We start from the raw sequence: 16985 nt of genomic DNA, 5'->3' as shown, positions 1-16985 counted from the left end.
TGACCGAACTTCCTTTCCAATATGGGATAACAAATCTCAGGTAGTCTTCTTATTCGTATACCTTAACTTCATTATAGAAAGTGTCACGTTCGACAGGAATTCGTCCAGCACCTTTCACTAGCCAGATCAATTCGTCGCGAGTCAGACCTTCCGGTGTTAAGGCGCCAGCCGCGTGGCTGATACGTTCTTTTAGAATTGTGCCATGCACATCTGATGCACCGAAGTTCAGCGCAACTTGAGTAAGCTGGGGGCCAATGTTAATGAAGTACGCTTTGATGTGATCGAAATTGTCCAACATCAATCTGCTGATCGCAATGGTCTTCAGATCCTCATAAGCAGAGTTGCGGCGCATGATGCCAGCGTTTTTATTCTTAGGCTGCATGGACAATGGAATGAATACCATAAAGCCATTGGTTTCGTCCTGCAAATCACGGATTTGCATCATATGGCGGATACGGTCTTCATGAGATTCAATGGAGCCGTACAGCATAGTGGTATGGGTCTTCATCCCAAGCTGATGTGCTGTCCGATGGACTTCCAGATATTCTTCCACATTAGCTTTGTCTACACGCATTTTTTTACGATATTGGTCGGATAATATTTCTGCACCACCACCGGTGAGTGTTTTCAGTCCAGCAGCACGCAATTGTTCCAGTACCTCACGAATACTCAAACCGCTAATACGGGTGAAAAAATCAATTTCAGCGGCAGTGTAGGCTTTTAAGGTAACCTCAGGGAAACGTTCGTTCAAAGCTTTTAAAGAATCCACATAATATTGGAAGGGAACCTTGTCGTTATGGCCACCAACAATATGGAATTCGCGTACGCCTGGGTGGATATGCTGTTCGACATATTGCACCATTTCCTGACCGGAAAGGGTATAGGCTCCCTCTTCTCCATCATCTTTGCGGAAATTGCAGAATGCACAGTGCGATTCGCAAACATTGGTGAAATATAGACTCATGTTTTCGATAAAATATACCCGATTGTGATTCTTGGCGATATTGACTTCATTCGCTAGCTGGCCAATGGTAAGTAAATCGTTGCTTTGATATAAATAAACGCCATCTTCCAAATTCAATCTTTCGCCGCTGCGAACCTTATCAATAATGTTCGCCATTCGGGCATCCGTGTGGGGGGTAAAAAGAGTAGACATATTATGATTTCCTCCTGAAAGTTTACGAGCAGATTGCTCGAAGATAAATTCCAGACGTACCCAAGTGGTAGCTGTTCATTCTAGAAAAGAAAGAGGCGAGCTTGCCTCCGTGACAAATTTCCGAATTTTTACTTAGAGTGCCTTCCCTATTATAAACCTACTCTCCTAAGGGTATCAACAGCTTGATATTGATGGTGTTTTTTGCTGTGAAGGGTCATGCCGAAGGCAGTTGTGACTTGAGGGTAACGGAATAGTCGGTTATACTGAATTTATCAAGCATAAACGTCATTGGCATCCTTATAAAGTTGATAAGCGTTTAAGCGAGAAATATAAGACATAAAGAATAGGTGCAACACTTATACTTTCTTATATTTTTAAGAAATAACTTTTGGCCGGAAGGTCCCTTAAACATAAGTTTCCGCTTATGAAGGGAGACGAATTTGTAGGAGGATGAGATCATGATTAATATTAGTGAAAAGGCAGCAGAACAATTAAAGGCGATGCTTGCTGAACAAGAAGTACCGAACATGTTCCTCCGTATTGGAGTAACGCCCGGCGGTTGCAGTGGATTCTCGTACGCTATGGGCTTTGATGATAATGAAACCGATCAGGACGTATATATGGACATTCAAGCCATGAAAGTGGTTGTGGAGAAGGAGAACCTTCGTTACCTGGACGGTCTCGAAATCGACTTTGAAGAATCCGGTATGACGGGTGGTTTCACCATCAACAACCCTAACGCTACTGCAACTTGCGGCTGCGGTTCAAGCTTCCGTACAGCTACGGATGCAGGGAAACCTAACGAAGAGCCTTGCTAATCACAGCAATCACGGCTCCAAGCCCCGTGTTGGATTCTAACAACACAGGCTTGGAGTTTTTTTTATTCTCAATGACAAAAATCATCACAAGGAGTTCGGAAATGGAAATGGAAATCAGAAAATTAAAAGCTGGTGAACAGCCTCCATTAGAATTACTTCTATTAGCAGATCCTTCGGAGAGCTTAGTTAACGGATATTTACAAAGAGGGTTATGTTGTGTGGCTGAGGTGGATAACAGCATCATCGGAGTCTACGTTGTGCTGCAGACAAGACTGGAGACTGTAGAAATCGTAAATATCGCCGTCGACGAAAATAAACACGGGCAAGGAATAGGTAAGCAGCTGCTGAACCATGCGATTCAGAATGCCAAGCAGCTTGGGGCAAAAACCATTGAAATTGGCACAGGAAATTCGAGTGTTGGACAATTGGCACTTTATCAGAAATGTGGATTCAGAATCACCGGCATTGATAGAGATTTTTTTATTAGGCATTACAGTGAAGAAATCTTTGAAAATGGGATTCAAGTCATAGATATGATACGCCTGTCGCTGGATTTATGAGTAATAGGGGAGTTTCTCAGAAGTCATTTAATGGGCGCTGGGGTAGTTCTTTATTCTTTTACATAGGAAGCAAACGATATATCGCTAATCATGTATCGCAAGCCAGGTATCGGACACAGAGGACCCTAAACGCCGCATTTTCCCATATTTGTGGTGCCAACGGACCGCATTGCCGCTATTGCTATGAAAATCAGTAAATATGAAGCTCTTTCTAAGCGATAGTGTCACTGGAGTCCGAAACCACGCCTCAAAGGTTGAAAATCTGCAAATAACGTCATCTGGGTCCGAAATGCTCATGGGTTAACGACACTGTTGAAGCAGATAGCTATTGTTTAAAAACACAGAGCAGCGATTCTCCACATAACTGGAGAATCGCTGCTCTGTGTTTTTTTTGCGAGGGTCGGACCGTCTGTGCATAGAAGTAAGCTGTTTATAGGCAGTCCCCTGCGTACATTAGGCTGGAATAATAAACTTGTAATTAATCATAAATACGATGAGCGCTGCAGCTCCAAGGGAGAAGGCGATACAGCCCGTACCCAGTGCTCTGCGTTTGTCTTTAATAAATTTAAAGCCAATGGCGCAGATCAGTATAGTCGTTCCAGCCAATACAATGGACATCCCAAGCATAGCCACCCAATATAAAACCTCAAAAAACTGTGCCATTCTGAGCCCTCCCCGCGCTGTGCTTTTTAGTGATTCTGTTAGTACTCACTATAATAGTAGAAATTGAAAATGTAACCGCTATTAATAATACAACGATTTTGAAGATTATTCTAGTTATAGTGAACTCATCCATTAAGATATTGATGTCGAATTTCTTGAGAACTGAATCTACAAAATCCGCGGTTGTACCCTGTCGCTGTCGACTGATGCTGTGCTAAACACTAAGCCCTTTTTGCTAAGAGCGGCATCTTACACGGACAATCATACAAGAGGGCGAGACCTTCTCTGAGTAATGTATAGGGTAGGCTGGATTGTGAAGGGAGGGAAAGGACGATGGCAGGAAGACAATTGGCCAGTAAGTGGCTGAAGACAGAGGCGTTGCTGACCGACGCTCGGGTTGCACCCTATATCCCAATGACGAGGGGGTACAGGGCAGAAACGCTCCTGGCAATGCTTCGTAGATATGGAAATGTTGTCATTAAACCTATTGTGGGTGGCGGAGGTTACGGTGTAATCAAAGTTTTTCGGGATAGTCGCGGTTATGGATTCACCTATATGGACAGAACTCGAATTTACAAGGATTTTGGATCCATGAGACGTGCGCTTAATACTGTGAAGGCAAAACGCAGATATTTGATTCAACAAGGGATTTCCCTGGCGAGAATCGGCGGGCGGCCTATTGATTATCGGGTCAAAGTAGTTAAGAATGGTGAGGTTTGGGAATTTCGCTCCATGGTAGGGAGATTGGCTCGGCCAGGTCTGTTCGTAACCAATCTTTGTAAAGGGGGAACGATGCTATCATGTCGTGAAGGACTTCGTAGATCGTTGCCGCGGATTAAAGCTTCAGCGAAGAAAGCAGAAATGCGGAGACTAACCCATGTATGTATCGGAATTATGGAACGGCATTTTCCGGGAATAGGTGAGCTGGGCTTTGATTATGCTGTAGATTATTCGGGGAAAATATGGATTTTGGAGGTTAATACAAGACCTCAATAAATTAACAATTATTTTAAGAATTGACGATAATAGAGTAGTAAGATAAAATTGCGTTTAGTTGCGTTCTTTTGGGGTAAATAACATTGTAATTTATTTACAATAAAAATATATTTTTTGCTTTATACAAGTGGTTCAATCCTGTGTATAACTATTATCCCCATAGTCCACTGTGTAGCTAGTACCTTTATAACGCTTACACACATTTTATACACAGGATTTCCACATGTACTTGTGGATAACGCGAACGCTTGTTCGAAAAATGATAGTTTGATATGATAGATTCAGATCCAAATAAAGGAAAGGTAGATGAAGTTTATGGTTGAATTGTCGGATGAGATGCTGCTTGACTCTTACCATAGAGCAATAGAGCTGCAACTAGAGCATGATTTCATCGCTCTTCTACTCGTTGAAATTCGCAAACGAAACTTACACTCTCCAGTACATGCGGTTCTTCATTAAAAAAGCGCAAAGGATAACTTTGTAGCAGGCTACATATATAAAACCGCGAGGCACAAACAAACATAAAAGGGTATCCTCACAGGCTGTTATCAACAGGCCTGTAAGAATACCCTTTTTTATTGTGTTAATAGATTTAGAGTTTCATATTACTGCTGTGACCCGGTGATAGCTTCGCTTCTGGATCAATGTACACCTTAGCATTATTCACAGCCGTTGGAGCTTCGCCAAATCCTACAGCAATCAGCTTCAGCTTACCAGGGTAAGTTGTGATATCGCCGGCAGCAAATATGCCTGGAATGCTTGTTTCCATACGCGAGTCAACAACAATGGAGTTCCCCTCAATATCAATACCCCATTCGGCAATAGGACCTAGGGAAGAGATGAATCCGAAGTTCACAATAACGCTGTCCACTTCAATTTCTTGAGTTTCTTTGGTCTTGATATTTGACAATGTAACCTTGGTAATGAACTCATCACCATGCAGCTCTGTAATTTCAGTAGGAGTAACTACGTTAACCTTGGAAGCCATCAGGTTCTCAACGCTATGTTCATGCGCACGGAATTTATCCCGGCGGTGAATCAGGGTTACCTGTTCAGCGATGGGTTCCAGCATGAGCGCCCAGTCAACTGCAGAGTCACCGCCACCGCTGATCAGAACTTTTTTATCTTTAAAGGCATTTAGATCATTTACAAAATAATGGAGGTTTGCTTTTTCAAAACGTCCAGCGTTGGGTAATTCCAAACGACGAGGTTCAAATGCACCTACACCAGCTGTAATGATGATCGCCTTACTGTGGTATTCGGCTACATCGGTTGTAACCACAAAATGACGTTCGTCCCGTTTTTGAACAGAAATCACTTTCTCCTCCAGCCGGATATTGGATTGGAACATATCCATTTGCCGAGACAGGTTGTCGACCAATTCTTGTGCTGTTACTTTTGGAAAACCTGCCACATCATAAATGTATTTTTCTGGATAAAGTGCAGCAAGTTGTCCCCCCAATTGGGGCATACTTTCAATAAGGGTTACTGATGCCTGACGCATTCCGCCGTAAAATGCGGCAAACATGCCAGCTGGCCCGCCACCTATGATTAAAAGGTCGCTCATAGGAACGCTGGATTGCTCTTGGGTCACGGGATATTACACCTCCGAGTTGATATATTCATTTTGCCATACTTGTGTACCTACTTATTATAATCATTGTGACACATACCTGCAAAGAAAGACTTTAGAAGTCAATAAAAGTGTGACGTTTTTTAGTATTTTAATGTTTGATTAATGCTACACTAAGGTTTACAATGGATATGGTCAATTTAGAAATGCTTCAAGTTTGATTGGAATTTCTTCTAAATATAAGTGTATAAATTCACAAAAAGGACCGTACATTGTTTCAATAAAAAATACAAAGACAGATTTACCTCTTGGAAGGAGCCGGAACATGAGTAGTATTCCCAAAATCGTTATCTTAGGCGCGGGCTATGGGGGTATTTTGACCGCACAGCGCTTGCAGAAGGCTTTGAATTATAATGAAGCGGATGTCACGCTTGTAAACCGTCACGAGTACCACTATTTTACTACCCATCTACATATGCCTGCGGCGGGTACGGACAGTATTGAACACACTCGGGTGTCCATTTCGAAACTAATCGATGAATTCAAGATTGACCTCGTGAAGTCATCTGTTCAGGAAATTCGTACTCAGCAGAAAAAGATTATTTTGGAGGATGGTACCCTATCGTACGATTATCTTGTCATTGCTTTAGGTGGAGAGCCTGAAACATTTGGTATTCCTGGACTTGATAAATACGCACTGACAATCCGGAGCATCAATTCCGTTCGTTTAATTCGCGAGCATATTGAATATCAATTCGCTAAGTACAAGAACGAGAACAATGCTCAGGAGCATATTAATTTTGTTGTCGGTGGTGCCGGCTTTAGCGGTATCGAATTTGTAGCTGAATTAGCTGACCGTATCCCTGGACTGTGTAAAGAATATGACGTTGATCCAAGTATGGTTAATATATATAACGTAGAGGCTGCTCCGACAGCACTGCCTGGTTTTGCTCCTGAGCTTGTTGAGTATGCGATGGACTTGCTCACCAAAAAGGGAGTTACCTTCAAGATGGGTGTTGCGATCAAGGAGTGTCTGCCAAACGGGGTAATTCTGGCATCAGGCGAAGAAATCAAAGCCTCCACAATTATTTGGACAGGCGGAATCCGTGGCAATCGTCTTATTGAGGCTGCCGGATTTGAAGCTATGCGTGGGCGCGTGAAGGTAGATGAATATCTACGTGCACCGGGCCAAGAGAATATCTTCATTATTGGTGATGGCTCCCTTATGATTAATCCGGAAGGACGCCCTTACCCGCCAACCGCTCAAATTGCTATGCAGCAGGGTGAATGCTGTGCGCATAATTTGGTGGCGGCAATCCGCAATCAACAGCCGAAGAAATTCGCATTCAGCAATAAAGGAACCGTAGCTTCCCTAGGCAAAGGCCAAGGAATCGCTGTAGTAGGCAGCAAAACTTACAAGGGCTGGACTGCAGCTCAGTTGAAAAAAGTTGTAGATATGCGCTACTTGTTCATTATCGGCGGAATTCCGCTGGTTCTGAAAAAAGGAAGATTCTTATAAGATGCGCCATTGCAGCGTACAGGTACGCGGACTGCTGACTCGGGAAGAATTGGACCGTTATAACGGACTGATAGAGGTTGGATCTTATCTGGAGGATCAGAACCAGTATGATCTGGCTTATATCGTTCAGAAGGAAATTGATCTGCTCATTCTCCCTGGTATCGAACGCCTGAAGGATAAAGGGCGCGCTCGGGATCGGGCCACGGCTGAATATCTGGAAAGTTTACGTGAAGATGATGAGGATAACGAAGATGAGGATTCAGGAACTTCGGTGTCTTAATCTAATAATATGGCAGTTAAAAAGGGTGTGTCTCCATGCGAACTGGAGACACACCCTTTTTTTGTTGTTACAGCTTGAGCATTTCTTCAAAAGATTCTTCTGTCAGCAGATTGCCGACATAAAAAGGTCCGAATTCGCCGTAGCGAGCACTTACTTCGTCAAAACGCATTTCGTATACCAGCTTTTTGAATTGCAGTGCATCTTCAGCGAACAGAGTCACGCCCCATTCCCAGTCATCAAAACCGACGGAGCCGGTAATAATTTGCTTCACTTTACCTGCATATGAACGTCCAATTAACCCGTGTGAAGCCATGAGCTCCCGGCGTTTGTCCATATCAAGCATGTACCAGTTATCGGCAAGCTCGCGTTTTTTGTTCATAGGATAGAAACAGATGTGTTTCGCTTGCGGTAAAATAGGCTTTAAACGTGCGGCAACATGCGGATTCTGCATAGGGTCGCTGCCGTCGCTGCCACTGCCGCCAGCAGCGTAGTTGCTTAATTCAACAATACTTACATATGAATAAGCTTTGGTTGTATATTGAGCAAAAGCGATTTTGTTAAAGGCGGTCTCAAGCTGGTTCAAAGCTTCTAGGCTTTCGCGCAAAAACATCATTACAAAATCAGCCTTTTGGCCCACTATGGAGTATACTGCGGTGCTGCCTTCTTTAGCTTCCTCAACAGGGCTCCATTCCTGCATAAAAGCATGTAGTTCTTCCAGGGCAACGGCACGTTCTTCATCATCTGCTGCCGTCCAAGCGGTCCAGTTCAGAGAGCGGAAGTCATGCAGTGCATACCAGCCTTCCAGTGTCAAAGCGGCTTCGATCATGATCTCACTCCTTAAAAGTTTTACGAAGCATAAGCCTCGCCCAAAATAACATCGCGTAAAACTCGCAATTGAAGCATAAACTTAGTCTTACGAAGCATCTGCTTCATAGGCTATGTATGATCTGATTAATCTACTTGCATTGTATCGCAATCAAGCCGCCAAGAGCAAACGGAGGCATCCTCTAAGTGTGCGAATTAGTGCGTGAATTTGAATAAAGTTCATTGCTTCGTGACATTTTTTCTAGTAAACTTACTACTAGCTTGTAAAAGATGTGCGCTTCTTTATAGAAAGGGGTGGAGACGGTAAGATGGGATTTATTCCAGTGTTTATCCTAGCCGTTTTATTCTTTGTGATGATGTTTGGTATCGGCTTTATTCTTAACATGTTAATGAAGACAACCTGGTTTCCCGCTTATCTATTCGTACTTATTATTCTACCCGTCGTAATCTATTCTATTTGGGATAGAAACGCGATGTCGCTCTGGGAGCATCTCTCCAGTTTCCACTTTGTTGATTATCTTACAGGTGTCGCTGGTCTTGCAGGTGCTATACTTAGTGGATGGACCATTCAAAAGCTGCGCTTTGGCGGTTACAAGATGTTTTAAAGATTCGAAAGAGCCTATGTTATGAATCAGTCTTATATTTCTGCGAGAAACGGGATACCTTCCTCTTTAGAGGACGGCGAAGCCGTTTCTTCTTGTTTAATAGAGGTAGATATTCGTAAGAAGAAGTTGATTATATTGCGAAAAGAGTCGAAATTGGGATTTTATTTACATTTTCGCTATGTTAATTTGTGATAGAATAGAATCCTGTATGAATTCGTGTAAACAAGGGGGTATCCGTAGATGCGGATGAGTAACTTACATCATTTCACCGAACATCATCGGTACTGCGTTTCCCGCGAATTTGGTCTTAGTGTTATAGATGGACGTATGCTTAGCTCTGTATATCAACCTATGGTAGGAGCCTTTGCAATCAGTTTCTATCGCTTGCTGGTTGAACATGTGCCAGCAGATAGCATTGGCTATTCTGGAGTGGAGCAACAGCGCAGGCTATTTATGACTTTGGGTGTTGAACCCAATGAGAAAGGCCGCAAATATTTAATTGATCAGGCTTCCCGGTTAGAAGCAGTGGGTCTGTTGCAGACCTGTCGAATCTATGTGCCGGAAACAGATGATTATTTATATGAATATGAGCTAATGCCGCCGCTATCGCCAGCCGACTTTTTTGCCACTCAGCATTTAACCTTGCTGTTACGTGATAAGATTGGCAAATTTGCTGTGCTGTCCTTACGGGAACAGTTCTGGAATCGCGAACCGGAAGAGTGGAGTCGCAGATCTATAGGCAAAGAGAATATTTCCGTGCCTTTTTATGATATTTTTCAACTTAATACACATGTCATTGATTATGAGCTGGAGCAAGCTTTGGCAGAGGTAGCCTCTGTTCGACAGCCCGGCACGCTTGAATCCGGAGAGCAGGCAATCGGATATAGTGACATTATTTTGCGTTTTCCACGGGAATCTGTGAATCGGGCTCATGTAGAAAAACTGCGCTTTGACCATACTCAAATGGGTGTAATTAACTATGTTGCTCATAAATACGAACTGAGTCCGCAGGATTTATGTCGTTTGCTGGATGAGGATGGAGTGTTCTCACCGGAGGGCGAGGTCATGCTGGATGCGTTGCAATATAAAGCGAGCCAACATTTCAGGCAAGATATGAAACGACAGGAAAAACGTGAAATTGCAGCTGCGAAAGTTGTTTCTATCCGGTCCAGTGCGACCGAAGAGAATGATGATTCTATAGCACCACCAGAGCAATCAGTAGAGATGGAGTTTTATGTAGAAGTACCGCCACAATTTTTGTCCAAGTGTGACATTCACCAATATAATATGATGCTGCGAAACGAACCTTATACAAGACTGCTACAAACCTTTTTCCCGGGTGCAGTACCCAGCCATCTGATGGATATGTTCGAGAAAATAGATCTGAACTATAAGCTGAGCGGTGAAGTAATTAATGTACTCATTCATTATTTAATGACTATGGTAGCCTCGGGTGGAGAACAGCGGATGAACCGCAATTTTGTAGAGGCTATCGCCTCCAATATGCTGGTTAAACAAGTGAACACCTACGAGAAGGCTGTAAGATATATTAGAGATCAGTCCAAAGTGAAGGGCAAGGGGACAACGGCTAATACGGCTGGAGGAACACGATCACGTTCTTATGCCAAAAATACAGGCCGCTCCAATAAACCGGAAATTCCGATTGTGCTGGATGATGGAAGTGCCGGAACAGTATCGGAAGAGGAATTCGCGGCGATGATGAAGAAAGCGGCAGAAATTAAGGCCAGTAAGAAAAAAGGCGTATCGCAAACGCCTTAATGAAAGAGAGGTGGAACAATGGAGTCTATGGGCGATGTACTTCGTTCGATCAACAATCCAACTCTACGGCAGCGTCAACGCGATCTTGAACAGGGGTTATTCAATCATCCACTTGTGAAGGCATTACAGTCCGAACATCCTGAACTGGACGAATCACGACTGCGGCTTCATATGAGTCGCCTGTATCAATATGTAGAGGAAAGCCGAAACTGTGCGAACTGCCCAGGACTAGAGAAGTGTCCAAATGATTTTCCTGGCCATTATAGTAAACTAACGGTAGAAACTGTGAATGGTTCAGTGGATCTATATGAACGCAAGACGGCATGCCGGCTTAAAGTGGCACAAGATAATCAGGATAACATCCGCAAACGTATTCGTAGCTTTTATGTGGACGAGCGTGTACTTAACGGCGGTTATGATGAGATAGATATTATGGGCAAAGACCCGCGCCGGGTCTCGGCTGTGAATAAAATATTTGATTATATCACGAATGTTAAAGAGGAAGGCCTGACTTCACGCGGCATTTATTTACATGGCTCTTTCGGAACAGGCAAAACTTTTTTGATGTGTTATTTACTGCATGAGCTTGCTGTTGCTGGATATACCGGAGTGATCGTATACATGCCAGACTTTATAGAGGACTTGAAATCGATCATGATGGATGGCCAGAAGATGAAGGAAACTGTTGATACGATGAAAAACTGCGATTTACTTATTTTTGATGACATTGGTGCGGAAAATTTGAATCCTTGGGCTCGTGATCATGTACTTGGGGCGATCTTGAATTATCGGATGAACCGCAAACCAACCTTCTACACCTCGAATTATCCGTTGGATGGCTTGGAGAAACATCTTAGCTTTACGAGCAAAGATGGTGAAGAGGTCTATAAAGGCCAACGACTAATGGATCGCATTGCTCCTTTTGTGGATGTTCTTCCACTGCATGGGGAAAATCAACGAGGGGCCAATAGATAAGCCTGGAATATTCATAATGTAAAATTCAAAAGAGCAGTGGTTCCCCTTTTATTGGAGGATCGCTGCTCTTCGTTTTTTTAGTTATTCGAACTCAAACGCCGCTTTCTCCCTGCTACGAAGCAGGATCGCCTTAAGTCCTGATTGTTTTTCACTTGTTCAAACACACTTTCGGGTTGCAGCATCTGGCGGGCATACTGAATCTGATCGATAATTAGGGAAAGTCTCCCTAAAAATGAACTGATTCGTCAGCGAAAACAGATATTCTCCCGATTATTAGGGAGGAATTCCCTGATTCCGATCATTTATAGCAAATATCGGCTATAATCAGGGAGGTTTTCCCTCATTATTCTCAAAAAAAGAAGCCGCCCCATAAGTAGCATTCACTACTTTTGAGACAGCTTCTTTTTATTGTGCGATGATTCCTTTACTCCGAGAGAATAAACTTAAGGATGACCATTCCGAAAAAGACAACCGTCATAAACGTGGTCATTCCGAAAAATCCGGTCATTAAATCCCCAAGATCATTGCGGGGTTCTTCGTTGATATGTTCTCGTGGGTCCCGTACTTGCGCGTTAACATCCATAGTTTCTGCCTCCTTACAGGGACAAGCCCTGTATTATTAGATGCAAATTGACATTAGTTTATGAAATAAGTCATTGACAATTAATGCGCTTTCTTTAAGTATACCGAAATGCTGGGGAGGTTGTAAAGAAAAGAGTACGCAAAAAAAATACATTGAAGGCAATATAATTGCGAGTGATATTTCACATATCCCATAAAGATATGTTATACTTGTAATGTGTCGGTAAGTGGTAATTTGGTTATCATATTACATGAAACAATTTATTAACTCATATTTCGGAGCAGCTTCCATGAACTAAGCTTTGGCTTAAGATGTGCGTAATGCTTCGCAAAACTTAAAGGAGGAACAATATCATGGCTATCGTGAACGTGTCTGACCAATCCTTCAGTAACGAAGTGGAAGGTCAAGGTACTGTAGTAGTAGACTTCTGGGCTCCTTGGTGTGGTCCTTGTAAAATGCTCGCTCCAATCTTGGATGAATTGTCCACAGAGCTCGGAGACGACGTGAAAATTGCAAAATTGAATGTGGATGAGAATCCGGAAACGGCTTCCCGTTTTGGTGTTATGAGTATCCCAACTCTGATCTTCTTCAAAGATGGTCAACCGGTAGATAAAGTTGTGGGACTGAACTCCAAAGAATCCCTGAAAAATATCGTAGCAAAACATCAATAATTGATAGATGCTACTGTTCGGGCCTCGGCCCTGCCACTCAGCGCCTTCGGTTCATTCCGGAGGCGTTTTGTGTGCTGAATGCCAACTAATCATGGGTCCAATTTAGCTGGAGGGGATCATTTTGGACAATATCCGCAATAAACTGGCACTACTACCCGATCTGCCTGGCTGCTATCTGATGAAGAATCAGGAAGGCACTATTATTTATGTGGGCAAAGCGAAGGTACTTAAGAATCGGGTACGCTCTTATTTTACAGGCAGTCATAATGGTAAAACGCAGCGGCTTGTCGCTAATATTGCTGATTTCGAATACATCGTTACGTCCAGTAACATGGAAGCGCTCATTCTAGAGTGTAATCTGATTAAGAAACATATGCCGCGTTATAATGTGCTTTTGAAAGACGACAAGACGTTTCCTTATATAAAAATAACGAATGAAACTCACCCGCGCCTTGAGGTTACACGCCGGGTGATTAAAGATAAAGCAAAATATTTTGGCCCTTATCCTAATGCTTATGCTGCTCAGCAGACAAAAAAGCTCCTAGATCGTATGTACCCGCTTCGTAAATGCGGCGTGATGCCAAAGGAGGTCTGTCTTTACTATCACATGGGCCAGTGTTTGGCACCGTGTGAGAAGGAGGTTCAGAAATCCGAGTATGAGCAGATTACGCAGGACATCGCTGCTTTTCTAGGCGGAGGTCATGAGGCGGTTAAAAAGGATTTACAGCAAAAAATGCAGGAAGCTGCTGAGGAATTATATTTTGAGCGGGCGAAGGAACTGCGGGATCAGATTATCCATATCGATGCATTGATGGAGAAGCAGAAGATCAACACTACAGATACTAAGGACCGGGATGTATTTGGTTATGCTGTAGACAAGGGATGGATGTGTGTACAGATTCTGTACATGAGACAAGGGAAGATGATTCAGCGCCATTCCTCCGTGTTCCCGTTCTATGGTGAAGCCTACAGTGACTTTATGTCTTATGTGACGCAGTATTATAGTGATAATCCCGCTTTGCCGCAGGAGATCCTGCTGCCGGATGTGCTCGATGAGGAGTCTCTGGCTAATAAAGAGACTAAACCCGAGATCGCCATAGCTGCTCCAGCAGAAGCGGATTTACAACAGGGTGAAGATACTCCTGAATCGGCTGAAGAGGCTGAGGCACGTGCGACGGCGGCGGAGGAAGCTGCGGCAGCTGGGATCGTGGATGCCGCTGGCGGCGCCTCCATTCTGCAGGAGTGGCTGGGCATTAAGGTGCTTGTGCCACAACGCGGTCTTAAGAAGCAGATGGTTGGCATGGCTTGCCAAAATGCAAGAGTGGCTATCGACGAGAAATTCCGGCTGATTGAACGAGATGAAGAGCGGACCTCTGGAGCAGCGATCAGCTTAGGCGAGAGCTTGGGGCTTGAACGCTTGAGCCGTATTGAGGCGTTCGATAACTCGAACATTCAGGGGACTAATCCGGTCTCAGCGATGGTTGTCTTCATTGATGGTAAGCCTGCACGAAAAGAGTACCGTAAATATAAGGTTCGTACGGTAGTGGGTGCGGATGATTATGGAACGATGCGCGAGGTCATTCGGCGGCGATATGAGCGGGTATTGAAGGAGAATCTTCCGATACCAGATCTTATCGTGGTCGATGGAGGGAAAGGGCAAATCTCCTCTGCTATTGATATTCTGGAGAATGAGCTGGGATTATTCATTCCGGTCTGCGGCCTTGTTAAGGATGATAAGCATAAGACGGCTCAGCTTTTGGTTGGAGATCCGCCAGAGCCTGTCGCGCTAGCCCGGGACAGTCAGGAATTTTACCTTTTGCAGCGGATTCAGGATGAGGTCCATAGGTTCGCGATTACCTTCCACCGTGAACAGCGCGGGAAGTCCATGGTTACCTCCAAGCTGGACTCTATACCTGGTATAGGTGAGAAGCGCCGTAAAGCGCTGCTAAAGCATTTCGGGTCGCTTAAGAAAATTAAAGAAGCCTCCGTGGATGATTTCCGTACACTTTCTATTGGAGAAAAGCTGGCAAAACAAATTCTTGATGCGCTCAAGGATGAAGAGCCAACCTCATAGCAATGGTGACAAAAGAAAAAGGGTATCAAAGCAGCGACTAAAGCGGCTTTGATGCCCTTTTTTAATTTCATTACGTCTTCACATTAGTTTAAATCAAAGAAGAAGGCTCCACCGGCTTAGGCTTCTGTGGTGGATTAAATCGATAGACGATGTAAGCGACTATGAACGGCATAATAATCGCGAAGATACCCGCGCCTACATTTACGCTCTCCTTCATAAAGATCAGCGTAGCGCCCATCAGGATGCTGTCAAACACGACATGGCTGAACATGACAGCAATAAACCCGTAACGAAGGAAAATATAGCTGAACAGCAGCCCGATTACAGTCAGCTCAATGGGACGGGAGCTGATGGGATAGATCGGATATAACGTATGGCCAAACGCCCAAACCAGCGTGGTGATCAAGCAAGCGATAAAAGTGTTCCGGAACACCTTTTTCAGCATAGGAATTCCGAAAAAGCGATAAATGGCTTCCTCAGATAAACCAGCGAGCCATGCGACGATAGGCAGAAGCCAAGCATATCTCATGTTATAAGGAGATTGGGTGGCGTCTGTAGTAGACCAATTGTGCAAGGTAAACGATAATATGATGAACATAACCGTCTGCACCCCTAGCAGAACGAAAGCCCAGATGTAACCAGCCCGGATACTGTCCAACACATATTGTCCATAGCCGGGCTCTTTGGCGCGGGGCCAAGGGTTCATGCCTTCCTCTTTTCGCCATAAGCCATTGCCGCCCACTAAAGAGAAGTAGAGCAAGGAGGACATCAGCAGGCTGTACAAAGCATAAATGATAAACATAATGACAGAGGTAATCTGTGCTTCTAGCCCTTCACCCGTAGATTCAGGCAGCATATTATAGGTGCTGATCATCATGATTACAAAATAGGCTGAGCTTAGGAATACTCCACGTTTAAAGGAAGTATGCTCTCTTCTAAGAATACTGTAGACGAGTGCCAGAATTCCTAAAATCAGTGTGGGTATACCGTAACCGAATAATGTTAGCTTTTCCGCTAAAGAGGTCTGTCCTTGTACGTAGGAGGTATGCCAAGCTGGTGCAGTGAATCCGGCATTAAAGCTGGATACCTGCTCTCCACTGAAATCAAAATAATAGTGCAATAAGGATTCGCCGACCTGAACAGTACTATCCGTATACACTAGCCCATGGCTTCCTGTATTCGATTCAATTTGTAGCTTGGCAGGATTTACTTCCCATTCCTGAAGCCAAGGACGAGCAAGATTCTCCTTCTGCGCTAGAGTGAGGTCAGCTCCCTTGTCCTCTTTTGCACCAACGGAAGCGATGCCTGACCCCTCTTCGGAGGTAACTTTTGCAGCCTTTGAGAAAGCGACAATCTTACCGTTATACATATTGAGGTCAACGATGATTTGCGGCTCTTGCTCCGCTGAAGGAGTAAGCGTTGCACGAAAGACATCAAAAGGATATTTTTGATCCAATTTTTTCTTGGTGTAGTCCTCCACAAGCTTCTCGCGAGACATATAACCATAAAAGGAAGAGTCCGTCTGGTAAAGTACATTCCATTGATCGTTTGGTGCTTCGGTGTAGTTGAGCTTTTGTTCTGCGAATAATATGGCTTGATCACGGGCTTCTGCCTTGCTAATGACGGTGGTATCTTCACCTGTAGGGCTACTAAGCAGTGAAGGGGAAATCTGAAACATAATAAATAGAATAAGACCGATAATGCCCGAGATGATGAGCCTCTTGGAGAGGGCACGTTGCTGTAAGGGCTGGCCGACGGGATTCATGTAACGCCTCCTTGTTATGTACTGACAATGTTATGTTCCATTATAGTATTAGTGCCTGGTTGGTTACAAAAAACATTATATGTTCTTTTTATGGGTAATAGAGATAGTATAGAATAGTCATGTGAATTTATACCATGAATTTT

At 43.8% G+C, this 16985-nt stretch carries 17 protein-coding genes; 11 read left to right on the top strand and 6 right to left on the bottom strand.

The features are described 5' to 3' along the window. Positions 1–49: 49 nt before the first annotated feature. Positions 50–1156, bottom strand: a complete 1107-nt coding sequence (gene mqnE / locus MHB56_RS09615; protein WP_036685236.1) for an aminofutalosine synthase MqnE — start codon at positions 1154–1156, stop codon at positions 50–52. Between the two features lie 458 nt (positions 1157–1614). On the opposite strand from mqnE, the gene MHB56_RS09610 reads away from it, so the two are divergent. Continuing rightward, complete coding sequence (locus MHB56_RS09610; protein WP_076184761.1) at positions 1615–1974, top strand: HesB/IscA family protein; 360 nt, start codon at positions 1615–1617, stop codon at positions 1972–1974. A gap of 107 nt (positions 1975–2081) precedes the next feature. Then, the gene (locus tag MHB56_RS09605) at positions 2082–2534 is read left to right on the top strand and encodes a GNAT family N-acetyltransferase (RefSeq protein WP_312149031.1); all 453 of its coding nucleotides are present in this window, start codon (positions 2082–2084) and stop codon (positions 2532–2534) included. A gap of 453 nt (positions 2535–2987) precedes the next feature. On the opposite strand, the gene MHB56_RS09600 is transcribed toward MHB56_RS09605, so the two are convergent. Continuing rightward, positions 2988–3197 (bottom strand): hypothetical protein, encoded by a 210-nt coding sequence (locus MHB56_RS09600; protein ID WP_036685233.1) that lies wholly within the window; start codon positions 3195–3197, stop codon positions 2988–2990. Between the two features lie 333 nt (positions 3198–3530). On the opposite strand from MHB56_RS09600, the gene MHB56_RS09595 reads away from it, so the two are divergent. Together MHB56_RS09595 and MHB56_RS09590 are read left to right on the top strand one after the other, a co-directional pair. After that, entirely contained in the window at positions 3531–4193 is a 663-nt protein-coding gene (locus MHB56_RS09595; RefSeq protein WP_341143522.1) for a YheC/YheD family protein, read from the top strand. 315 nt (positions 4194–4508) lie between these two features. Then, a complete protein-coding gene (locus MHB56_RS09590; protein WP_036685584.1) occupies positions 4509–4652 on the top strand; it encodes a sporulation histidine kinase inhibitor Sda in 144 nt (47 codons plus the stop codon). A gap of 133 nt (positions 4653–4785) precedes the next feature. Here the strand turns inward: MHB56_RS09590 and MHB56_RS09585 are convergent, their stop codons facing one another. Next, positions 4786–5760, bottom strand: a complete 975-nt coding sequence (locus tag MHB56_RS09585; protein ID WP_076128050.1) for an NAD(P)/FAD-dependent oxidoreductase — start codon at positions 5758–5760, stop codon at positions 4786–4788. Positions 5761–6091: 331 nt separating this feature from the next. On the opposite strand from MHB56_RS09585, the gene MHB56_RS09580 reads away from it, so the two are divergent. Beyond that, on the top strand, positions 6092–7285 hold the full coding sequence (locus MHB56_RS09580; RefSeq protein ID WP_036685230.1) for an NAD(P)/FAD-dependent oxidoreductase: 1194 nt from the start codon (positions 6092–6094) through the stop codon (positions 7283–7285). A 1-nt stretch (position 7286) separates the two neighbouring features. Continuing rightward, a complete protein-coding gene (locus tag MHB56_RS09575; RefSeq protein WP_036685228.1) occupies positions 7287–7565 on the top strand; it encodes a hypothetical protein in 279 nt (92 codons plus the stop codon). Between the two features lie 67 nt (positions 7566–7632). Here MHB56_RS09575 and hemQ read toward each other — a convergent pair whose 3' ends face one another. Next, positions 7633–8391: a hydrogen peroxide-dependent heme synthase gene (gene hemQ / locus MHB56_RS09570; protein WP_036685226.1), complete on the bottom strand. Its 759-nt coding sequence runs from the start codon at positions 8389–8391 to the stop codon at positions 7633–7635. 307 nt (positions 8392–8698) lie between these two features. Between hemQ and MHB56_RS09565 the strand changes: the two genes are divergently transcribed. From MHB56_RS09565 to dnaI, 3 genes are all read left to right on the top strand, one after another. Then, a complete protein-coding gene (locus tag MHB56_RS09565; protein WP_036685224.1) occupies positions 8699–8995 on the top strand; it encodes a YuiB family protein in 297 nt (98 codons plus the stop codon). 240 nt (positions 8996–9235) lie between these two features. Beyond that, positions 9236–10774, top strand: coding sequence for a DnaD domain protein (locus tag MHB56_RS09560; protein WP_076184760.1), 1539 nt, complete (start codon positions 9236–9238; stop codon positions 10772–10774). A gap of 18 nt (positions 10775–10792) precedes the next feature. Then, positions 10793–11749 carry a primosomal protein DnaI gene (dnaI, locus tag MHB56_RS09555; protein WP_076134190.1) on the top strand — a complete coding sequence of 319 codons (957 nt, stop codon included), beginning with the start codon at positions 10793–10795 and terminating at the stop codon, positions 11747–11749. 424 nt (positions 11750–12173) lie between these two features. On the opposite strand, the gene MHB56_RS09550 is transcribed toward dnaI, so the two are convergent. Beyond that, positions 12174–12332: a YqzM family protein gene (locus MHB56_RS09550; protein ID WP_094902239.1), complete on the bottom strand. Its 159-nt coding sequence runs from the start codon at positions 12330–12332 to the stop codon at positions 12174–12176. 353 nt (positions 12333–12685) lie between these two features. Here MHB56_RS09550 and trxA point away from each other — a divergent pair, with 353 nt between their 5' ends. Together trxA and uvrC are read left to right on the top strand one after the other, a co-directional pair. Next, a complete protein-coding gene (gene trxA, locus MHB56_RS09545) occupies positions 12686–13003 on the top strand; it encodes a thioredoxin (protein ID WP_036679814.1) in 318 nt (105 codons plus the stop codon). A 121-nt stretch (positions 13004–13124) separates the two neighbouring features. Then, positions 13125–15077, top strand: coding sequence for an excinuclease ABC subunit UvrC (gene uvrC / locus MHB56_RS09540; protein WP_282580007.1), 1953 nt, complete (start codon positions 13125–13127; stop codon positions 15075–15077). Positions 15078–15165: 88 nt separating this feature from the next. Here uvrC and MHB56_RS09535 read toward each other — a convergent pair whose 3' ends face one another. Then, entirely contained in the window at positions 15166–16842 is a 1677-nt protein-coding gene (locus tag MHB56_RS09535) for a CPBP family intramembrane glutamic endopeptidase (RefSeq protein WP_339169666.1), read from the bottom strand. Positions 16843–16985 lie beyond the last annotated feature (143 nt).

Source organism: Paenibacillus sp. FSL H8-0315 (assembly GCF_038005365.1).
GTDB lineage: Bacteria > Bacillota > Bacilli > Paenibacillales > Paenibacillaceae > Paenibacillus_AQ > Paenibacillus_AQ odorifer.
This window is presented reverse-complemented; position numbering and strand designations above follow the sequence as displayed.